The following is a 17,985-nucleotide window of genomic DNA, read 5'->3' on the forward strand; positions in this document are numbered from 1 at the left end:
GCCCGACCCGGCGGGCGGGAGGGCGGCCGGTCACACTGGAACCGGGGGCACACACGGTGCCCACAGGCGAGGCGCAGCGCCCCCGGATCAAGGTCAGGCCGTCTCCGCCGGGCGGCGCCAGCCAGCCCCTCACCCTGTGGACGACCCGGCCCCGCCTGCTGGCTGCCGTCTGTCGCCTGCCCGGAAGGACGGGCATGGCCGGGGCCGGTCACCAATCCCAGACAAACCACGTGTAACACCTCATAAGTATTCATGCGCGGTTTTCGCCATCCTTTGACCGGATACCTTCCCTAGTGGCGGCGGAGCGGCCGCGCCGCCTCGGTCCGCGAACCCGTGGGAGGGGCGACTTGCCCGACAGCACGTACCACCAGATCCACTTCGCCTGGGCCGAACCCACCCTCCTCGGCCGGTTCGGACCCGGACCGGCCGCCTCCTCCCTCCCCGAGGCCGAGCAGCCCGTCCTGCGCTCCTGGCGCGACCGCCTCGTCCCCGCGCTCACCGCCGACTACCGCTCCGCGCTGCCCGACACCGACCCGGGGGAGTACCCCGAGACCCTCTGGGCGCGCGCCTACCCCGACGGGCAGGCCGCGCTGGTCTACCGCTGGCCCGGCGACGCCCGGTCCGCGCACGCCTGGGCGATCGTGGGGCCCGCGCACGGCCTGACCCTGCCGCGGCTGCTCTCCCTGCACGAGAACCCCCACACCCGCCCGGCCCCGCGCCGCCCGCCGGAGCCGGGCTGGGCGACCATGGACACCCTGCCCACGCCCGAGCCCTGGGAGCGCACCGCCGCACCCGGGGCCGTGCGCACCCGGGACCGGCGCGCCGCCGAGACCACCGTCGGGGACGAACCCCTCCTGGTGGGCGCGGTGGCCGCCGCCCTGTACCGGCCCGAAGCACCGATCCACATCGCCCTGGCTCCCGAGCGGGCCGACCTGTGGCAGGCGGTGCAGCTGCGCTTCCTGTGGGGCATGCACCGGATGCTGCACGACGTGCTCACCCCGCCCCGCGCCATCCCCGCGGCCGGGTGGAGCTGGTCGTTCTCCACCTACGACCCGGTGCTGGGCACCCCGGACGGCCAGCACCTGGCCTTCGGCCCGCCGGTCGCCGACGCGCCCGGGCCCTTCCTGCGTCCCCCGGCCCCCGACTACCGCGCGGTCGCGGAGGGTCTCGTGTCGGTCCTGCGGGAGGAGGGCGGGGACGCGCTCGCCCGCCACCTGGCCGAACGCGGCGTCGCCGAGGCCCCGACCTTCGCCGACCGGCGCGCGCTGCTGCGCGACTGGCTCGACCCGCGGCCCCGGCGGTTCGACGACGTCCCCGTCCCCGAACGGCTGCCGGACGGGGACGCCGTGTACGGCGGTGCGCCCCTGCCCGACCTGCCCGAGGTCGAGGCCCCGGGGGAGGAGGAGACCGGTCCGTGGCCGCTCCCCGTATCCCGCGTCCCGGTGGGCCGCCCCGGCCTGGAGACGGACGCGGTTCCGGGTGTACCCGGCGGCCAGCGCTCCCTGAAGGGGATCACCGAGGAGGACGTGGAGCCCTCCTCCGCCGGGGCGGTCACCGGACGGCGCGGGGACGACCGAGCGGACCCCGCCGCGCACGGGGCCGAGGGAACCCGCGGAGGCGACGAGGCCCACCGGGAGCACGGGACGCGCGAGGGCGGTGAGCCGCACAGGGACAAGGAGGCCCACGGACAGAGCGGGAAGCGCGGGGGCGGTGAGACGGACGGGGACAACGAGGCGCTCTGGCCCGAACCCGCGTCCGAACGCCTGTCCGAGGAACCGGGGACCGACGGCCCCGGCGACGCCCCGCCGCGCCCGCACCCGCGCATCGCACCCGCCCGGGGGCAGGCGGCCGCGGCCCCGGAGGGCGTCTCCGCGCGGTCCGGCGTCTTCGGGGCGCCCGAACCCCACCGCAGGCCGCGTCTGGTCCCGGACACCGGCGGCGAACCGGTCTCCGACCGGGCCTTCGAGCCCCGTGAGCCCGCATCCGGGGCCGAGGAGGCGGAGCGGAGCGGGTCGTGGTCCGCCGGTGCGCCGATGCCGGACGGACCGGAGGAGCAAACGTCCCGGGAGGGCGGATCGCGGACCCTCCGGAGCGGCCGGGAGACCCTCCGGTTCCTCGGCCGCGGCAGACGCGCCGTTCCGGAACCGGACGAGTCCGCGATCCGGGGCGGACCGCCAGGGGACGAGGCCGCGCCCGCCCGCGGAGCGCAGGAAGGCGGGGCTGGATCCGCGCCCGGATCCCCGGACAAGGCGTTCTCGGACGCGTCCGACCCACGGACCGGAGCCCTGCGCGAGGAGACCGCGGAGCCGTCACCGGCCCCGGCCCAGGACACCTTCGGAACGGGCGGGACGGTAAGCCTGGCCCGCGAGTCCGCACCGCCCCCCGAATCCCTCCACCAGCCCCCCGCTCCCACGGACGAGTGGACCATCGCCGCCTCCCCCAGAACACGGGGGCCGTCGCCGGACCGCGGGACCGCGGATCCCGACCCGGCCCCGGGGCCCGGCCTCACGGACGGCCCCGAGGACCGCGCACCCGCCGACGCGCCGCCCCTGCCCGTGGTCCCCGACCAGGAGACCGACCCCCCGCAGTCGGCGCCGCTGGACTACGCGGCCGAGACCGAACCCGACCTGGAACACTTCCCCGACGACGAGGTCCCCGAGGACAACTGGCCCACCCAGTACGCCGACCTCCCCCTGGCCCGGCTGGAGCGCTGGCACTCCCGGCACGGACCCGAGGGCGCCCGCATCGACATCGTCGACGCCCGCGCCGCCGTCCGGGCCGAACGCGCCGAACTCCAGCGCGTCCGCGAGGAGCGCGATTACTACCACGCGGAGGTCCAGGACCTGCGCCGCGAGGTCGCCCGCCTGGACCGGCCCTGGCTGGACCGGGCGGACGAGGAGGAGGACGCCCCCGAGGCGCCCCGCCCCCGCCGCTGGCCCTCCCGCGCCTTGGCCCTGATCCTCCTGGCGGCCTTCCTGGCCACCGGCCTGGAGGCGGGAGCCCGGTTCGGCCTGGGCGCCCTGGACCTGTTCGGGCTGCTGGGCGCCGCGATCACCGGCGCCTCCTGGTGGCCCCTCTGACCGGCGGCACCGGAACCCGCCCCACCGGCCGGGCCCCCGCCTGCCCGCCACCGTGCGCGATTCCGTCCCGGCGTACCCGCCGCCGGGTGCGGACCGCCCGGTCTCACCCCTGGGCGGCCCCGGCCAGGCGTCCCAGCACCCGAGGCAGCTCCCCGGTGTGGGCCACCGCCAGCCGCCGCGTGGCCCGGGTGACCGCCACGTACAGGTCGTTGCCGCCGCGCGGCTGCGCCAGCACCGCCCCCGGTTCCACGACCACCACCGCGTCGAACTCCAGCCCCTTGGACTCGGTCGCGGTCAGCACCACCACCGCCTCCTCCAGGGGGTCGCGCACCCGCCCCGGGGCCGCCGTCCCCGGCCGCGCGGCCCCCGGCAGCGCCGCCGCCACCTCGTCCGCGTGCCGGTCCGCGGTGACCACCGCGACCCGGCCCTCACCGATCGCGGTCGCCTCCTCGGCCACCAGCGCGGGCAGCTCCGCCAGCGACGCCAGCCGCACCGCGCGCGGCGGGTCGCCCTCCTCGCGCACCGACTCCGGCACCTCCTCGCCCGGAGCGACCATCCGCAGCACGTCGGCGGCCACCGCCATGATCGGCTCCGGCGTCCGGTAGTTCACCCGCAGCCGCTCCACGTGCACCTTGCCGGGCGCGTAGGGTTCCAGCGCCTCCAGCCACGAACGCGCCCCCGCCGCGCTGCCGGTCTGCGCCACGTCCCCCACCACGGTCAACGACCGGGTCGGCACGCGCCGCATCACCGTGCGCCAGGCCATCGGCGACAGCTCCTGGGCCTCGTCCACGATCACGTGTCCGTACGTCCACTCCCGGTCCGCGCCCGCCCGGTCCGCGGTGGTGCGCGCGGCCCCGGCGTCCCGGTGGCGCGCCGCCAGCGCCGCCGCGTCCATCATCCTGTCCTCGAACAGGCCGGTGAACTCCAGCACCCCCTGCGCGTACCGCTCCTCCTCGGCCCGCTCGGCGTCCTCGCGGCGCTCCAGCGCCCGCGCGGCGCCCCCGTCCTCCCCGAGCAGCTCCGCGGCCTCGTCCAGCAGCGGCACGTCCTCCACGGTCCACGGCTCCCCGACGGAGCGCGCCAGGAGCGCGCACGCGTCCCCGCCGAACCCGGCCCGCGCACCCACCCGCTCCAGCGCGGCCGGGTCGGCGAACAGCTCCCGCAGCAGCCGCTGCGGGGTCAGGTGCGGCCACAGGGCCTCCAGAGCCTCCCGCACCGGATCCTCCGACCACAGCCGTGCGCCCGCGAACTCCAGGTCCTCCTCGTCCGCGGGCCGTCCGAGCAGGCGCGACTCGGCCCGGGCCAGCTCCGTGAGCAGGGAACCGACCACGTACTTGCGCGCGGTGTTGTGCGGCAGGCGCAGTCCCCGCGCGGTCCGCAGCACCCGTTCGCACAGCGCCCCCGGCACGGTGAGCGCACCCGCGTCGGTCTCCACGACCAGGTCCGCGCCGCCGAAAGCCTCCAGCGGCGTGCGCTGGCGGTCGGCCACGGCCGCGTGCACCAGGTCGGCCATCGCCAGGCAGCCCTTCACCGCCGCCGCGGCGTGCGCGTCGCGGCGGGAGGCCGCCACCCCCGGGAACAGCTCCCCGACCGTGCGCATCACCGCGTCGGTCTCCCCCAGGGAGGGCAGTACGTCGCCCACGTAGCGCAGGAACGCCGGGTTGGGACCCACCACCAGCACCCCGCGCCGCTCCAGCACGGCGCGGTGGGTGTAGAGCAGGTAGGCGGCGCGGTGCAGCGCCGCCACGGTCTTGCCGGTGCCGGGCCCGCCCTGGACCACCAGCACCCCGGCCAGCCGGGCGCGGATGACGCGGTCCTGCTCGGCCTGGATGGTGGCCACGATGTCGCCCATCCGCCCGGTCCGGCCCCGGCGCAGCGACGCCAGGAGCGCGGCCTCCCCGACCAGCTGGCGGCGGTCGGCGTCGGTCAGCCCGTCGGGGTCGAACACCTCGTCGTCGAGTCCGAGCACCCTGCGGCGGCGCACCCGCAGGTGGCGGCGGCGGGTGACCCCGTGCGGGTCCCCGGGGGTGGCCGCGTAGAAGGGGCGTGCGGCCGGCGCCCGCCAGTCCACCAGGATGGTCTCGTAGTCGGCGTCGCGCAGCCCGATCCGGCCCACGTACCGTGTCTCGGGTCCGCCGCCCCCGTGGGAGAGGTCGACGCGGCCGAAGCACAGACCCTCCTCGACCGCCCCCAGCTGGGCGCGGCGGCGCGCCTGCTCGTAGGAGCGGGTCTCGCGCTCCACGAGAGCCGCGTACCCCCCGCGTTCCTGGAGGTGGGCGGAGGCGAGCTGTTCGGAGGTGTGGGCGCGCAGGGCGTCCAGGCGCTCGTACATCGTGCTGATCCTGGCCTGTTCCACGGTCAGGGCCGACGAGGCGCCCTCGTCGGCGCCGGTTTGACAGAACTCCATCGGCTTGCTATGCTCCGTATATTGGGACTTTTGTGAGTGAGGTCCAAAAGCGACAGCGGGTTACGCACACTAGCACAGCGCCGCGCGTCCGCGCGAGAGCGCTTTCGTGCTCTCCCCTCGACGCTCCGCCGCACGCCCCACCCTCTGCTCCGGGCGAGTTCCCCGCACGTCGCGGCCGGAAAACCTCCGCGTCGGTCTCCCCAGCGCACACCGCACCCGCTACACTCGTGCCCATGCGACAGACGAACACCCAGGCTCAGTGGTGGCGCCGCCCCTAGGCGGTGCTCCGAGTTCGCATACCCATGCAGCGACCGCCCCGGACCGGCGGTCGTTTCGTGTTCCACGGCCCCGGACGGTGCGGCCCATCCGACCGCGCAGCCAAAAGGACCGGCCGTGAACCCCAGCGACGCACAGACCAGCACGTACCTCACCGAGGGCGGCGTCACCGTCCACCGCAGCGCCACCCCCTGCGATCCCGAGATCCTCACCGAGCTCGTCCGCTCGGTCGAGCTGCGCCGCGGCGGAGTGCTCTCCTCCGGCATGGAGTACCCGGGCCGGTACGACCGCTGGCACCTGGGCTACGTCGACCCGTGCCTGGAGATCACCACGCGCGGGCGCCGCGTCACCGCCACCGCCCTCAACGCCCGCGGCCGCGTCCTGCTGCCCGTCCTGGCCGGGGCCCTGTACTCCGTCGGCCTCCCCGACCCCGACAGCACCCTGGCCGACCTCCAACACGGCAGCGTCGCCGTCACCGTCCCCGAACCCGACCCGGGGGAGTTCTTCACCGAGGAGGAGCGCAGCCGCCGCCCCAGCGTCTTCACCGCGCTGCGCGCCGTCATGGCCGCCCTGCGCAGCCCCGAGGACGCCAACCTGGGCCTGTACGGCGCCTTCGGCTACGACCTGGCCTTCCAGTTCGAGCCCATCGAGCAGCACATCGCCCGCGACCCCGGCGACCGCGACCTGGTCCTGCACCTGCCCGACGCCGTCATCGTCCGCGACCGCAAGCGCGAGACCTGCGTGCGCTACACCTACGACTTCACCGTCCCCGCCGACGGCGACCGCGCCGAGGCCACCACGCGCGGCCTGCCGCGCGAGACCGAACCCACCCCGCCCGTGGTCGCCGCCGAGGTGCCCGAGGGCCCCGAACCCGGCTCCTACGCCCGCGTCGTGGCCGAGGCCAAGGAGAAGTTCCGGCGCGGCGACCTGTTCGAGGTCGTCCCGGGGCACCGCACCTACGCCCGCTGCTCCTCGCCCGCCCGCTTCTACGAGCTGCTGCGCGAGCGCAACCCCGCCCCCTACGAGTTCTTCTTCAACCTCGGCGAGGGCGAGTACCTGGTCGGCGCCTCCCCGGAGATGTTCGTCCGCGTCACCGGCGAGCCCGGCACCGGACAGCGCGTGGAGACCTGCCCCATCTCGGGCACCATCCGCCGCGGCGAGGACGCCCTGGGCGACGCCGAGAACATCCAGGAACTGCTCTCCTCGGTCAAGGAGAAGTCCGAGCTCACCATGTGCACGGACGTGGACCGCAACGACAAGTCGCGCGTGTGCGAGCCGGGCAGCGTCCGCGTGATCGGCCGCCGCCAGATCGAGATGTACTCGCGCCTGATCCACACCGTCGACCACATCGAGGGCACCCTGCGCCGCGACTTCGACGCCCTGGACGCCTTCCTCACCCACATGTGGGCGGTCACCGTCACCGGCGCGCCCAAGACCTGGGCGATGCGGTTCATCGAGCAGCACGAGACCAGCCCCCGACGCTGGTACGGCGGCGCCGTCGGCGTGCTCAACTTCGACGGCTCCATGAACACCGGCCTGACCCTGCGCACCGCGCACATCCGCGACGGCGTGGCCGCCGTGCGCGCGGGCGCCACCCTGCTCTACGACTCCGACCCCGAGGCCGAGGAGCGCGAGACCTTCCTCAAGGCGCGCGCCCTGCTGGAGACCCTCGCCCTGGGCGAGCGGGAGGACTCCCCGGCGCAGGAGGACAGTGGGACCGAGGCCGGGTCAGCCGAACTCCCGGGGGAGGGCATGCGGGTGCTCCTGGTCGACCACGAGGACTCCTTCGTCAACACCCTCGCCGACTACGTGCGCCGCCACGGGGCCGAGGTGACCACGGTCCGCTACGGGTTCGACCCCTCCCTGCTCGACCGGCTCGCCCCCGACCTGGTCGTGCTCTCGCCCGGCCCCGGCCTGCCCGAGGACTTCGGGATGTCGGCCCTGCTGGACGCGCTCGCCGCCCGCAGCCTGCCGGTGTTCGGGGTGTGCCTGGGGCTCCAGGGGATGGTGGAGCACGCCGGGGGAGAACTGCGCACCCTGGACGCGCCGGTGCACGGCAAGCCCGGCCGCGTGCGGGTCCACGGCGGGCGGCTCCTCACCGGCCTGGGAGGGGCGGACGCCTTCCCGGCCGCCCGCTACCACTCCACCTACACCCTCCCCGAGCTGGTCAAGCACTTCGAGGTCACCGCCGTCCTGGAGGGCGGGGCGGATGAGGAACCCGTCGTCATGGCCGTGGAGGACCCGGCCGCGCGGTGGTACGCGGTCCAGTTCCACCCCGAGTCGATCCTCACCGCGACGGTCGGCGAGGGCATCGTGGCGCGGGCCCTGCGCCTGGCCCGCGGCTGAGGGCCGCGGCGGCGCCCCGGGGAGCGTCCCCGGGGCCGCGGACCCCCGCGCGCAGGGCGTGCGCGGAGGGTCACGCGGGCGTTCCGGGGAGTGCGGCGATATCCGGTGCGGGGGCGCTCACCTGCACCAAGACGCCTTTCCCAAATCACATCCAACCGAAAAGTTTGATCAACCCGTTACGGGACAGTGGTTGTGTATGGGTATTCTACTGACAATCCTCGGAATCATTCTCATCGTCGCCGGTGTTCTCGGGGTGCTGCGCGGGCAGCTCCTGTGGGGCATCATCGCCATCGTCGTCGGGCTCTTCGTGGCCCCCGGCTACTTCTACGGCTTCTAGCGAGTTGTCCCTCCTCTCCACGACAGGACCGCACGACCAGGAAGCACGCACAGCACCGATCGCGGGCCGGGTGCCTGACCGGGAGAACCCGGCGGGCACCCGGCCCGCGCCCTGCCCCCGGCCGACCCCCGCCGACCCCGTGTACCCTCGGGGAGGGCTGGTCAGCCCCCGCCCCCGTCACGCCCTCCGCACCCCGCGCCGCCCGTCGGCCGCGGTGCTCAGGCGTGCGCACGGGGAGCCGGGAACACGAACGGGAGGCATGCTGTGAAGAGGGTCGAGCCGCAGGTCCGTCTGGTGGCGCGTCCGCAGGTGGACTACGACGCCATCGCCGACTACCTCAAGGAGGTCGGCGGGGAGGCGTGGCTGGAGCGGTTCGACCGCGGTGAGCTCGACGCCCACCTCAACGACCCCCAGAACCTCGCCGAGTTCGCCGGGCGGCTGTGCTACCGCTCCTGGGAGCCGGGCCTGAACCCCAACGTGACCCGGGTGCGCACCGACCAGGACGCCTACCTCGGCAACATCCTGGCCAGCATGCACGGCTCCGTCCTGGAGCACATCAGCTTCAGCTTCGTCCTGCACAACGTCTCGCGGGTGCTCACCCACGAGCTGATCCGGCACCGTCCGGGCGTGGCCGTCTCCCAGGAGTCCCTGCGCTTCGTGCGCCTGTCCGACCTGCCGTTCTGGTTCCCCGACTGGGCCGAGGACGACCCTGAGCTGATGGAGCGCGCCACCGCGATGCTCCGCCAGATGGAGGAGTTCCAGCTCTGGATGGCCGACCACTTCGGCCTGGACGACGAGGGCGTCAAGTTCGCGGAGAAGAAGCACAAGACCTCCTTCATGCGCCGCTTCGCCCCCGAGGGCGTGGCCACCGGCCTGGTGTGGACCGCCAACGTGCGCACCCTGCGCCACACCCTGGAGGCGCGCACCGCCCCCGGCGCGGAGGAGGAGATCCGCCTGCTGTTCGACCTCATCGGTCGGACCCTCCAGGAGGAGGCCCCTGCGCTCTTCGGCGACTACGAGGTCCGGGACGGCGCCTGGGTACCCAGGTACCGCAAGGTCTGAGCGCCCATCGGACACGGCGGCCCGCCCCTCGGGGCGGGCTTTTTTGTGCGCGCAGGAAACCGGGACTTCCTCCCTCCTGGCGGGTGCGCGGCCCGTTGCGCCCGGTGCGGGGCGGGGGAGCGTCCGGGCCGCCGGCTCCACGCGCGAGTCGCCGTCACAGGAGCTTCCCCAGCCCTTTACGCCCCCTACACGCCCCGGAAAACCCGCCCGTTTCGGGCCCCTTCCTCACGGAGAGCGCACCTTTCCGGCGATAAAGCCACCTAAGGTGCGAGCGGCGCATACCTCAGTGAAGGCATGGAAAGTATTCTTTTCTGTATTTTTCTTTCCCCGGTGCTTTCCCTCCGATTCGGCTCCGGGTAGCGGTTGCCCGGAATCCTCCGCTGAGTCACACCGGCTCTGGTCTTTGTGGTGCCGAAGGGGCAGGATGTCCGGGTCGGCTTCGCCGTATCGGTGATATGTGCGGGCCGATCCTTCGGAAAAAGTGCGGAACGAAAATGGAGGCAATCGGAATGAGGGCTCTCGTGTCCGCCGCGGCGGCACTCGCGTTCGCGGTGGGCGGATCCGTGGCGGGCGCCGCTCCGGCCCACGCCGCGACCGGTGAGGTCGTGGTCTTCACGACCGAGTTCGAGGAGCTGCGCCGCTACCCCCAACCCCCGGCGGGCACCTGCCAGCGGCTCCCCGAGACCGCGCACGTGCTGGTCAACCTCACCGACGCGGACGTGCGCATGCACGCCGGCACGACCTGCTTCGGGCCGTCGGTCCTGGTCTCGCCGAACCACGGCTGGCACGCTCCGCCCAGCGGGCTGTTCAGCTTCTCAGTGGCCTGACCCCGACCGGTCCCGCGACCTCCGCCCGGCGGTCGCGGGACCGCGCGGCGCTCCGGTGGAGGTGCGCCCGCAGGGGAGAAAACGCCACGAAAATACGCATTTCCTTCTTGCTCTACGGGTGGAAACATGTCCGTTTCCGAGTTTTCGGACGCAGGAACCCGTTCTCCGTTTTGACGCTTTCGGTGCGATGTCCGAGTGTGGTGGGGGAAGCGTGTGGCCGCTGCGTTCCGGGATCGGGCAGCGCACCGCCGTGGAAGCAGAAGGGAAAGGTGCCCGTACGTTATGCTGCACACCCTCATCGTCGGTCTGGGCAGATCGGGAGAAGGGCTGCACCTGCCGTCGCTGGCCAAAGCGCGGGCACAGGCCCCCGCCCTGTTCGCCGCGGGGCCGGTGGTGGGATTCGACCCGTTCCGGGGCCCCGTCGAGGGGGTCCTCACCGCCGACTCCCTGGAGGAGGCGGCCCGCTGCGCGCCGCCCTCGCGCACCGTGGTCCACCTGTGCACGCCGCCGCACCTGCGCTCCGGTCCGCTGGAGCACCTGGCCCGCCTCGGCTACCGCATGGTCGTCGTGGAGAAGCCGCTGGCCCTGGACCTGGTGGACCTGGCCGCCGTCGCCCGGCTGCGGCGGCGCTGGGGCCTGGACCTGACCGTCACCACCCAGTGGCTGGACAGCGCGCTCACGCGGCGACTGCGCGCCGCGGTGCGGGGCCGCGTCTTCGGCGACCTGCGCGCCGTCACGGTCGTGCAGAACAAGCCCCGCTTCACCCGCACCGCGCAGACGCCGGGCCACCCCACCGCCTTCGACGTGGAGGTCCCGCACGCGCTGGCCGTGGTGATCAGCCTGGCCGGGGGAGCGGACGTCACCGCGGCCTCCCTGGAGGACATGGTCACCGAGCAGTCCCGGCTGCCCGGACTGGGCCGCGCCCGCCTCGACCTGGCGCACCACGGCGGGGTGCGCAGCCGGATCGACTCCGACCTGACCTCCCCCGTCCGCGAGCGCCGCATCACGCTGGAGTTCGACCGCGCCGTGCTCACCGGCCACTACCCGTGCAGCGCGGCCGACCACACCGCCCAGCTGTCGGTGGACGCCACCGGGCACCGGGCCTCCCACTCGGTCTTCGCCGACGACGCCCTCCCCGCCTTCCTCCGCGCCGCCTACGCCCGCTACGCCCGCTCCTTCCGCGGCCCCGGCACGCTCCCGGTCCAGGTCGAGGCGGTCCGGCTGCTCACCGAGGCCAAGGGGCTGTGCGCGGCCCACGGCCGCAGGCAGGAGGTGGGCAGTGCCGTCGGCGCCTGAACACACCGCTCCGCCGCTCGCCGGGATCGGCGACGAGGCGGCGCCCGACCTCGACGGACAGCTCGCCGCCCTCGACGAACTCGGCTGGAACCGCCTGGAACTGCGCACCGTGGACGGGACCGCCCTGGCCGCCCTGGACGAGCGGGCCTTCGACCGCGCCGCCGGACGGATCCGCGAGGCCGGGACCGACGTGGTCGCCGTCGCCTCCCGCATCGCCGACTGGTCCAGGCCCGCCACCGGGGACTTCGCCCCCGACCTGGCCGAACTGGACGTCCTGGCCCGGCGCTGCGCGGTGCTGGGCACCCGGCTGGTCCGGGTCATGTCCTACCCCCGCGACGGGCTCCCCGAGGCCGAGTGGGGGCGGCGCGTCCGCGTCCGCCTGCGCGAACTGGCCCGCCGTGCCGAGGACGCGGGCCTGGTGCTCGTGCACGAGAACTGCGCGGGCTGGGCGGGGGACCGCGCCGACCGCGCCCTGGAACTGCTGGCCGAGGTGGACAGCCCGGCCCTGCGGCTGCTGTTCGACACCGGCAACGGCGTCGCCCACGGCTACCGCGCCCCGGAGATGCTGCGCGAGCTCCTCGACCACGTGGCGCACGTGCACGTCAAGGACGCCGTCACCGCGCCCGACGGCGGGGTCGACTACGTCCCGCCCGGCCGGGGGGAGGCCGGAACCGTCGAGTGCCTGCGGCTGCTGGCCGCGCACGGCTACACCGGAACGCTGTCCATCGAGCCCCACCTGCACCTGCGCCCGCACCTGCGGGTCTCGGGCGCCGACCCCGGCCGCGGCGACCGGCCCGCCTTCGTCGCCTACGGGCGCGCCCTGGAGGACCTCGTGGCCCGCACCTGGCACACCGGAGGCGGCCCCGCCAGGGGCACGGGCCACCATGGCGGGGACGCGGACCCTCACGCCGCGACCGGGGCCGCCCGTACCGCCGACGGCCTCCACCGCACCGAGGGGGTCCGGTGACCGCCGCGCTCACCCCCGACGACCACGACCTGCTGCTGCGGCTGCTCGAACTGCCCACCGCGGGCCCGCTGGAGACCGGCCCCGACGGGCCCCCGCCGCTCCTGCGCGAGGCCCAGCTCCTCTACGCCCGCGCCGCCGCCGGAGCCGGGTTCGACGTCGTGCACCACGCCCCGGTCCGGCCCGCCGACATGGACCGACCGGACGTCCCGGCCCCGGTCCGCGAGGCCCTGGCCCGCCCCGGCTTCCTCGACTGTCAACCCAGCCTCGTGCTGCGGCTGGGCCCCGACCTGCCCGCCGAGCGCACCGTGATGTTCAACGTGCACTTGGACACGGTCGCCGGGCGGCAGCCGGTCGGCTTCGACGGCGAACGCTTCCACGGGCGCGGCGCCATCGACGCCAAGGGCCCGGCGGTGGCGCTGCTGGCGGGGGTGCGCGCCGCCCGCGAGCGCGACCCGGCCGTCGGCCGCGACGTCGCGGTGCTCGTCCAGGCCGTGGCCGGGGAGGAGGGCGGCGCCATGGGCACCCTCGGCACCCGGCCGCTGGTCGAACGCGGCCACACCGGCCGCCTCAACATCTTCTGCGAACCCACCGGGATGCGGTTCCTGACGCGCAGCACCGCGGCGATGACCGCCCGGATCTCGGTCCGCGGGGACGACGCGATCGACGACCGCCCGCACACCGGGCACAACGCCTCCGTCCTCCTGGGCCACCTGGCCCGGCACCTGGGCCGCGCCCTGGACGCGCACGCCCGCTCCGGCGCGGTGTGCCTGGCCGGACTGCACACCGGCACCCTGCACAACAGGGTCTACGGCAGCGGGTCGCTGCTGCTCAACCTCGCCTACGGCGACGCCGCCGCGGGGCGCGCCCTGGAACGCGCCCTGACCGACGCGCTCGACGCGGGACTGGACGCCTTCACCAAGGAGTTCGCCGACACCGCGCTGTTCGCCCGCACCGCGGCCGACGCCCGCGCCCTCACCCGTCTGGAGTGGACCAAGCGCGGCCTGCCCGCGCTGGACGACCACGACCCCTGGGGGCCCGCCCTGCTGCGCCGCGCCGGAATCGCCCCGTGGCCCGAGGACGAACCGGCCTTCACCTGCGACGCGATCTGGATGTCCGGGGTCGCCGGAGCCAGCACCGCCGTGCTGGGCCCCGGCGACCTGGCCGCCAACAACGCGCACGCCGACGGCGAGTTCGCGCGCGCCGACGAACTCGACGGGTTCGCCGACGCGGTGGCCCGCCTCCTGGCCGCCTTCACCGGCCAGACCCCGCGTCGGGCCCCGAACCCCGACGCCCCGCACGAGACCCAAGAGCCCCGCACCACCGACGAGGAAGGCGACGAGGACATGCGCGCACACCACACCCCCGCCCGGGAGGCCAGGTGACCACCGCGGCCCCCACCCAGGCCCCGCCGGAACGCGAGGCCGTGCGGGTACGCCACGACGACCTGGTCGCGTTCGCCGCCGGGGTGTTCACCGACCGCGGCCTGCCCCCCGACCGGGCGGCCGAGGCGGCGCGCGCTCTGTGCCACGGCGACCTCGCCGGGCCGCGTTCGCACGGTCTGGCCAACCTGACCCGCCTCTACCTGCCGCTCCTCGACGAGGGCAGGGCCGACCCCGCCGCGGAGCCGCGCGTCCTCGCCGACCTCGGCGCCGCCGTGCTCTGGGACTCCCGGCGGGCCCTGGGCCTGTGGGCGGCGAGCGAGGCCATGGACCTGGCCGCCGAGCGCGCCGCGCGCCACGGCATCGGGCTGGTGTCCGTGCGCGGCGCCACCCACCTGGGCTGCGCCGGGTACCACGCGCTGCGCGCGGCCGAACGCGGCATGGTGGGCCTGGTGGCCAGCAACTGCGGACGCCAGCGCATCGCCCGCCCGCCCGGCGGCGCGGTCGCGATGCTGGGCACCAACCCGCTCAGCGTCGCCGCCCCGGCCGGGGAGCACCCGCCGTTCCTGCTCGACATGAGCACCACGGCCGCGCCCACCGGCCGGATCCGCCAGGCCGCCCGCGAGGGCCTCACCCTGCCCGAGGGCCTGCTGTGCGACGACACCGGCGCGCCCGTCACCGACCCCGCCGCCTTCGACGCCGGGCGCGCGCACCTGATGTGGCTGGGCGGCGAAGCGGGACGCTACAAGGGCTTCGGCCTCGGACTCATGGTCGAGGTGCTCTCCGCACTGGTCCCGGGGGCCGGGACGGGCCCCCACCCCGACGCCCTGGACGGGGACGGCGGCCCGAGCGGACGCGACGACGACATCGGCTTCTTCGTGGCCGCGATCGCGCCCGGCGCCCTGCGGCAGGGCGCCGACGACGACGCGCGGGAGCTGTTCGGCGCGCTGCTGGCCTGTCCGCCCACCGACCCGGACGCGCCGGTGCGCTACCCCGGCTGGCACGAGTACCACCGGGCGCGGGAACTGCGCCTGGCGGGCGTGCCGCTGGAGGCGGAGCTGTACGCCGAGCTGGCGGAGCTGGCCGACCGGACCGGCCTGCCCTTCGAGGCGATGCGGGAGGAGACGCGATGAGCGCCCCGCTGCGCACCGGGCTGGTCGGCCTGGGCGTGATCTCCCGCTTCTACCTGGAGGCCCTGCGCACCGCGCCCGGCCTGGACCTGGTGGCGGTGTGCGACCGCGACCCCCGCGTGCTCGCCGCCCACCCGGTCGGGGCGCGGGGCTACACCGACCACGTCCGGATGCTCGACGAGACCGGACTGGACGCGCTGGTGGTCACCGCGCCCAACGACGCCCACGCCCCCGTCTGCGCCGACGCGCTGCGGCGCGGGGTGGCCGTGTGCGTGGAGAAGCCGCTCGCGCTGGACGCCGCCCAGGGGGAGGCGCTGGCCGGGCTCGCCCGAGACCGGGACACGGTGCTGTTCACCGCCTTCCACCGCCGGTACAACTCCGCGCTCGCGCGGCTGCGCCGGGACCTGGCCGGACGGCAGGTGGAGGAGTTGACCGTGCGCTACCTGGAGCGGATCGAGGAGCACGCCGGCACCGACACCTGGTACCTGGACCCGGCCCGCTGCGGCGGCGGGTGCGTGGCCGACAACGGACCCAACGCCTTCGACCTGGTGGAGTGGCTGCTCGGCCCGGCCGAGGCCGAGTCGGCGCACGTCACGCGGGACGCCGCGGGCACCGACCGCCGGGCCGAGGTCGTGCTGCGCGCCGCGGGGGCGCGCGCACGCGTCCTCCTCGACTGGTCCCATCCCGGCGAGCGCAAGGACGTCGAGGCGCGCACCGCCGACGGGGCGGTGCTCACGGCGGACATGCTGGAGGGCCATCCCGGGTTCAAGGACTCCCTGTGGCACGAGTACGTGGGCGTGCTCGCCGAGTTCGAGCGGCGGGTGCGCGGCGGCGTGGTCGAGGACCCGGGCGGACCGTCCGCGCTGCGGCTGGTCGGGGACGCCTACCGCTTGGCGGAGGCCGCGGAGCCGACGAGGGAGGAGGCGCGATGAACCCCCGTGAGGACGGTCCCAAACGGGACGTCACCGCGACGCTGGTCAAGGTCCTGGTGCACCGCAGGAGCGAGCGGGGTATGCGGCTCGAACCCCACGCCAGCCGGTGCGTGCGCGCGGGGGAGGTGCACGAGCTGGTCGCCACCGACCACACCGAGACCGTTGCGGGGGCCCGGATCGACCGGGTGGGCTTCCTCGGGTTCGCCGAGATCACCGGCGCCGGGGTGGTGGACCGGGGCGACGAGGTGTGGATCGGCCCGCGCCGGGTGGGGACGGTGCTCGGCTTCGACGCCTGCCACATGCCCAACCACTACAACGTGCTCATCCACGCCGACCCGCTGCCGACCGGGCGGGACCTGGGGTTGGCCTCGGGTGAGGGTTTGGTGTTCCGCCAGGGGGCGCCGGTCGGCGACGGCCCGCCCGCCGAAACGGTTTCCGAAGAATCTGGCATTTGCTGAAAATGTCCGATATAAAAAATCAATTGCACTCATGGATTCTTCTGAGCCCCTTTTGTGGGGCACGCTCACAGGCTAATCTTCTGGGTGTGGGGAGGGTCCGGTCGGACTCGGTCGGAGGGTCCTTTCCTGTGCTCGGAGAGAGCATCGTACGTCTGTTTTTCCATAGGGATCGAGAGGGAAAATAAATGACGACCGCAACCAAGGCCAACAGCCGCCTCGAAGAGCGCTTCCGCCTCTGGGACGCCAACGGCAACGGGGCCGTCGAGCGCTCGGACTTCGAGTCCGAGGCGAACGACATCGTCTCGCGCCTTGGAGCCGAGGGCACCGCCCAGGGCAACGAGCTCAAGAGCGCCTACCTGGCCATGTTCGACCACCTGGCCTCCGCCGCCGGCACCCAGCGCATGAGCCGGGAGCAGTTCGTGCAGGCCGCCGAGCAGGAGATCATCAGCAAGGGCGACGCCGGCTTCGCCTCGGTCGTCCAGCCGACCATCCAGGCCATCGTCAACGTGCTCGACGTCGACGGTGACGGTGAGATCAGCCCGACCGAGATGCAGAAGTGGTTCGCCGCCATCGGTCTCCAGGGCGCCGACGCCGACCGGGCCTTCGCCGACCTCGACGCCGACGGCAGCGGCAAGCTGTCCACCTCCGAGCTGGTCGACGCGGTCCGCGACTACCACCTCGGCCGCAACGACATCCCCCTCCTCGGGAACTGAACCCCCTCGTCCCGGCCGCGGCCGACCGCCGCGGCCGGGACCATTTCCCGCCCCTCTCCCCTCTGCGGTGCGAGAACACGGGAAAGCGAAGTGCACCGGCCCTCCCGTTCCGTCTTTCCCGAGGCGCGCGGGAAGGGCTTTATTCGGCGTGGAAAACGTTCGGATTCCGGTTTCGGGTGCCCTTTTCGAATGCAGGTATGAAGTCGTGCTTCTGTTGTCCCACGGAAGAAGTGAGGGAAAGCCCGTGACGACCGCCACCAAGACCACCAGCCGCCTTGAGGAGCGTTTCCGCCTCTGGGACGTCGACGGCAACGGGGTGATCGAGCGCTCGGACCTCGCGGCCGAGGCCGACGGCATCATCTCGCGGCTCGGCGCCGAGGGCACCCCCCGGGGCGACGCGCTCAAGGCCGCCTACCTGGGCATGTTCGACCGCCTGGCGGCGGCCGCGGGCACCGACCGGATGGACCGCGACCAGTTCATGGAGGTCGCCGGGCGCGAGATGGTCGGCAGCGAGGACGGCTTCGCCGAGGTCGCCCGGCCCACGCTCCAGGCCACCATGGACGTGCTCGACACCGACGGCGACGGCGAGATCAGCCGGAGCGAGATGCGCCGGTGGCTCGACGCCGTCGGCGTCAGCGCGCGGGACTCCGACCGCGTCTTCGACGAACTCGACACCGACGGCAGCGGCACGCTCTCCGCCTCCGAGCTGGTCGACGCGGTCCGCGACTACCACCTCGGCCGCAACGACATCCCCCTCCTCGGCGGCTGAGCCCCC

Annotated in this window: 14 protein-coding genes; 13 read left to right on the plus strand and 1 reads right to left on the minus strand. The window is 74.5% G+C overall.

Annotation, left to right across the window (positions count from 1 at the left end):
* The first annotated feature begins 347 nt into the window (after positions 1-347).
* Positions 348-3,080, plus strand: a complete 2,733-nt coding sequence (locus UIS43_RS00900; protein WP_370012184.1) for a hypothetical protein — start codon at positions 348-350, stop codon at positions 3,078-3,080.
* A gap of 103 nt (positions 3,081-3,183) precedes the next feature.
* On the opposite strand, the gene UIS43_RS00905 is transcribed toward UIS43_RS00900, so the two are convergent.
* Positions 3,184-5,487, minus strand: a complete 2,304-nt coding sequence (locus UIS43_RS00905; RefSeq protein ID WP_013152477.1) for an ATP-binding domain-containing protein — start codon at positions 5,485-5,487, stop codon at positions 3,184-3,186.
* Positions 5,488-5,880: 393 nt separating this feature from the next.
* Between UIS43_RS00905 and UIS43_RS00910 the strand changes: the two genes are divergently transcribed.
* The 12 genes from UIS43_RS00910 to UIS43_RS00965 all read left to right on the plus strand — a co-directional run bounded on the left by UIS43_RS00910 (position 5,881) and on the right by UIS43_RS00965 (position 17,979).
* On the plus strand, positions 5,881-8,109 hold the full coding sequence (locus tag UIS43_RS00910) for an anthranilate synthase component I (RefSeq protein WP_013152478.1): 2,229 nt from the start codon (positions 5,881-5,883) through the stop codon (positions 8,107-8,109).
* Positions 8,110-8,305: 196 nt separating this feature from the next.
* Positions 8,306-8,446, plus strand: coding sequence for a GPGG-motif small membrane protein (locus tag UIS43_RS00915; protein ID WP_013152479.1), 141 nt, complete (start codon positions 8,306-8,308; stop codon positions 8,444-8,446).
* A 264-nt stretch (positions 8,447-8,710) separates the two neighbouring features.
* Positions 8,711-9,508 (plus strand): FAD-dependent thymidylate synthase, encoded by a 798-nt coding sequence (thyX, locus tag UIS43_RS00920; RefSeq protein ID WP_013152480.1) that lies wholly within the window; start codon positions 8,711-8,713, stop codon positions 9,506-9,508.
* Positions 9,509-10,017: 509 nt separating this feature from the next.
* Complete coding sequence (locus UIS43_RS00925; RefSeq protein WP_358171055.1) at positions 10,018-10,335, plus strand: hypothetical protein; 318 nt, start codon at positions 10,018-10,020, stop codon at positions 10,333-10,335.
* Between the two features lie 282 nt (positions 10,336-10,617).
* Positions 10,618-11,631, plus strand: coding sequence for an oxidoreductase (locus UIS43_RS00930; protein WP_013152482.1), 1,014 nt, complete (start codon positions 10,618-10,620; stop codon positions 11,629-11,631).
* On the plus strand, positions 11,615-12,598 hold the full coding sequence (locus UIS43_RS00935) for a sugar phosphate isomerase/epimerase family protein (protein WP_370012185.1): 984 nt from the start codon (positions 11,615-11,617) through the stop codon (positions 12,596-12,598). The genes UIS43_RS00930 and UIS43_RS00935 overlap by 17 nt, the downstream gene beginning before the upstream one ends.
* Positions 12,595-13,980, plus strand: a complete 1,386-nt coding sequence (locus UIS43_RS00940) for a M20/M25/M40 family metallo-hydrolase (RefSeq protein ID WP_370012187.1) — start codon at positions 12,595-12,597, stop codon at positions 13,978-13,980. Before UIS43_RS00935 ends, UIS43_RS00940 begins: the two co-directional genes overlap by 4 nt.
* Complete coding sequence (locus UIS43_RS00945) at positions 13,977-15,110, plus strand: Ldh family oxidoreductase (RefSeq protein WP_071621825.1); 1,134 nt, start codon at positions 13,977-13,979, stop codon at positions 15,108-15,110. The genes UIS43_RS00940 and UIS43_RS00945 overlap by 4 nt, the downstream gene beginning before the upstream one ends.
* Complete coding sequence (locus tag UIS43_RS00950) at positions 15,107-16,039, plus strand: Gfo/Idh/MocA family protein (RefSeq protein WP_370012188.1); 933 nt, start codon at positions 15,107-15,109, stop codon at positions 16,037-16,039. The genes UIS43_RS00945 and UIS43_RS00950 overlap by 4 nt, the downstream gene beginning before the upstream one ends.
* Complete coding sequence (locus UIS43_RS00955; protein WP_013152487.1) at positions 16,036-16,497, plus strand: hypothetical protein; 462 nt, start codon at positions 16,036-16,038, stop codon at positions 16,495-16,497. Before UIS43_RS00950 ends, UIS43_RS00955 begins: the two co-directional genes overlap by 4 nt.
* 185 nt (positions 16,498-16,682) lie before the next feature.
* Positions 16,683-17,210, plus strand: a complete 528-nt coding sequence (locus UIS43_RS00960) for an EF-hand domain-containing protein (protein ID WP_013152488.1) — start codon at positions 16,683-16,685, stop codon at positions 17,208-17,210.
* A gap of 244 nt (positions 17,211-17,454) precedes the next feature.
* Positions 17,455-17,979 (plus strand): EF-hand domain-containing protein, encoded by a 525-nt coding sequence (locus tag UIS43_RS00965; RefSeq protein ID WP_013152489.1) that lies wholly within the window; start codon positions 17,455-17,457, stop codon positions 17,977-17,979.
* Positions 17,980-17,985 lie beyond the last annotated feature (6 nt).

It is taken from the genome of Nocardiopsis sp. LDBS0036, from assembly GCF_041228755.1.
GTDB classification, from domain to species: domain Bacteria; phylum Actinomycetota; class Actinomycetes; order Streptosporangiales; family Streptosporangiaceae; genus Nocardiopsis; species Nocardiopsis dassonvillei.

What these genes read in the sequence shown, in the direction of transcription:
- UIS43_RS00905 (WP_013152477.1), bottom strand. Translation starts at nt 5,487, where the DNA reads ATGGAGTTCTGTCAAACCGGCGCCGACGAGGGCGCCTCGTCGGCCCTG.
- UIS43_RS00915 (WP_013152479.1), top strand. Translation starts at nt 8,306, where the DNA reads ATGGGTATTCTACTGACAATCCTCGGAATCATTCTCATCGTCGCCGGT.
- UIS43_RS00925 (WP_358171055.1), top strand. Translation starts at nt 10,018, where the DNA reads ATGAGGGCTCTCGTGTCCGCCGCGGCGGCACTCGCGTTCGCGGTGGGC.
- UIS43_RS00930 (WP_013152482.1), top strand. Translation starts at nt 10,618, where the DNA reads ATGCTGCACACCCTCATCGTCGGTCTGGGCAGATCGGGAGAAGGGCTG.
- UIS43_RS00950 (WP_370012188.1), top strand. Translation starts at nt 15,107, where the DNA reads ATGAGCGCCCCGCTGCGCACCGGGCTGGTCGGCCTGGGCGTGATCTCC.
- UIS43_RS00955 (WP_013152487.1), top strand. Translation starts at nt 16,036, where the DNA reads ATGAACCCCCGTGAGGACGGTCCCAAACGGGACGTCACCGCGACGCTG.
- UIS43_RS00960 (WP_013152488.1), top strand. Translation starts at nt 16,683, where the DNA reads ATGACGACCGCAACCAAGGCCAACAGCCGCCTCGAAGAGCGCTTCCGC.